Source organism: Devosia sp. P3_B2 (genome assembly GCF_056402875.1).
Genome location: NZ_JBFUGO010000028.1, coordinates 1 through 2,820, shown reverse-complemented (window position 1 = coordinate 2,820; position 2,820 = coordinate 1). Strand labels below are relative to the sequence as shown.

The 2,820-nt window shown below is 64.3% G+C and carries 1 protein-coding gene; it reads right to left on the bottom strand.

Annotated features, from left to right (window positions below):
- Positions 1 to 2,408: methyl-accepting chemotaxis protein (locus tag AC1DV8_RS22895; RefSeq protein WP_477159039.1), on the bottom strand; the 2,408-nt coding region annotated here is incomplete at its 3' end.
- Positions 2,409 to 2,820: the final 412 nt, after the last annotated feature.

Genomic DNA, 2,820 nt, shown 5'->3' with positions numbered 1-2,820 from the left:
GGCTCAGTGGCGCGGACCGGCGCGCTGGCATCGCCGGTGCGGAACACCTCGACGATCCGGTCGAGTTCAGTCGCTTGCGCCTCGGTCTGCTCGATCGCGGCATTGGTTTCTTCGACCAGCGCCGCGTTGTGCTGGGTCATCTCGTCCATGGTGCGAACAGCGGCGTTGACCTCTTCGATCGCGGAGGCCTGCTCCTGGCTGGCCCGCGCGATCGAGTCCATCAACTCGTTCGACGACCGCGCTGCGACAAGCATAGCTTCAAGCTTGGCGGCGGCTTCCGCGACCAGCTTCGAGCCGCCCTTCACCTCGCTGCCCGATTGCTCGATCAGCGCCTTGACCTCATTCGACGCACCGGCTGCCGACTGCGCCAGCCGCCGCACTTCCACCGCCACCACAGCAAAGCCCTTGCCGGCATCGCCGGCACGAGCCGCTTCCACCGAGGCGTTCAATGCCAACAGGTTGGTCTGGAACGCGATGTCGTCGATCATGCCGATGATGTTGGAGATCTTGCCCGACGAGTTGGTGATCCGTTCCATCGCCTCGGTCGCCTGACGCATGACCTGACCGCCATCCTCGGCCGTGCGGGTCACAGTCGCCGCGACATTTGAGGCATCCTTGGCGCGCTCGGCATTGGCCAGCACGGTGCCCGAAAGCTGCTCCATCGCCGCCGACGTTTCTTCGATCGTCGCCGCCTGCTTGGTGGTGCGCTCGGAAAGATCATTGGCGCCGGACAGGATTTCACCCGTCGCCGTCTTCAACCCACGCGAAGTGCCCTTCAACTGCCCGACGATCTCGGTCAGCCGCTCTGCCACCGCGTTGGTATCGTCCTTGAGCCGTGCGAACGCGCCACCATACTGGCCGTTGACGCGCTGCGTCAGGTCGGTCTGCGCCAGCGCGGAGAGCACCTCGCCGGTTTCGCCGAGCCCACGATCGACCGTCGACACCAGTTCGTTCACCCCATGCGCCAGCGCGTTCAGTTCCGCGTCCGGGAACTCCGCGTCGACCCGCTTGGAGAAGTCGCCGTCAATCGCGGCGTCGACCACTTCGCCGAACGCCTTCTGCAGCGCCTGCATCATCTGCGTGCGGTCGACCCGGCGTTGCGCCGATGCTGTCCGCTCACCCTCGGTCATCTCGGTGACCTTGAGCGCGTTTTCCTTGAACACCTGCACGGCCTTGGCCATGTCCCCGATCTCGTCGCTGCGTTCAGCGCCCTTCACTTCGACCTCGAGGTTACCCTGGGCCAGCGCGCCCATCGTATCGGTCAGCCGGCTGATCGGCTTCGAAATGCTGCGCGAGAACAGGAACCCCAGCAGCGCCGCCGCTGCGAGCAGTCCCGCCCCGATCATCAGCATCGTATTGCGCAGGTGCACGACCGGCGCGAACGCCTCGCCTTCGCTTATCGTGGTGACCATCGCCCAGTTGACGCCGTTGAAGCTCACCGGCGTCGCCGTGGCGATCATCCGCATCCCGCGATAGTCAGCGGTCGTTCCGATGGCCGCGTTGCCCGCCAGGGCGGCCTCGACAATCGGATTGTCGTAGCTGGCGGTGAGCGTGTCGTCGCCCTCCGAAAACACCGAGTCCGAACGCAACAGCTTGTCGGCGCCGACGAAGAAGCTCTCCCCGGTCTGCCCGAGTTGGCTGTTGTCCTGCAGCATCTCGTTGATTGGCGCGACCGGCATTTCGATCGCCATCACGCCCATCAGCTTGCCGCGCACATCGAGCATCGGCGTGGCGATGAAGCTCGCGGGCGAACCGGCGATCGAATAGGTCGACGCATCCTCGTAGGCCACCTGCCCGCGCTCGGTGAGCGCCACGGCCTTGCGGAACACCCGCCCGAGCCCACTGTCGGCCAAGTCGCCACCTTCGGCGAAATTGGACGCGAAGTCGTCGTTCTTCATCACCGAGTAGACGAGGTTGCCCGCCGTATCGAAGATATAGAAATCGCGGTAGCCGCGCATCTCCAGCTGGCGCCGGAACGTCGCTTGCACCTTGTCGTGGGTCGTATCGTAGTTCGTCCGGCCCTTGTCGTTGACATCGAGTAGCTGCCGTTGCCCGGCAGGATGCGGGTTGTTGGTGATGAACGCCTCACGCAGCACGACCACAGGATCGGCCGGCGGCGTCGCCTTCGCAAAGCTCTTCCAGGCGATCCCGAAGTCGCGCGCGGCGTTCACGGCGCTATCCGTCGCTGCGCTGTTCACCAGCTCGGCTTCGATTGTCTTCAGATAGGTCGTGAATTTGTCGGCGTGGCTCAACGCCACGGTCTGCATCTGCCGCGCGCTCATCTCGCCGACGATCGACGAGCCGATGAAGTAACTTCCAAGCCCCACGCCGGCGCTGACCAGCAGTGCCGACCCCACCATCGCCAGCGGCAGTTTCTGCGCAATCTTGAACTTCGGAAGCCAACCCATTGCCTAACTTTCCCCCTCGAGCGGTAGCCTCATAGAGGGGAGCGGCAATACTGTCGAAAACGGGCAGGAAAAACCCTGCTCCCGCTATCTACGCCGACCTCATCCCCCAAGGCCCGTGCACGCTGGTGCGAAGACTAGGCACCCGGCCTTAATTTCTGATTACGGAACGATGCGTAGCCACCCGAGGATTTCCGGCAGGGCACCGATTACATCGCCACAAAAGCAAAGGCCGCCCGAAGGCGGCCCCGACTTATGTTTCGCTTCGTGTTGGTCAGAACTCGGACCAGTCCTTGTCGACGGCAGCGTTGCCGTGGCTGAGATAGGATTTGGCCGCCGAGCGCACCTTGTCCTGCAGGGCACGGATGCCCTTGGCAGGCTCAGTGGCGCGGACCGGCGCGCTGGCATCGCCGGT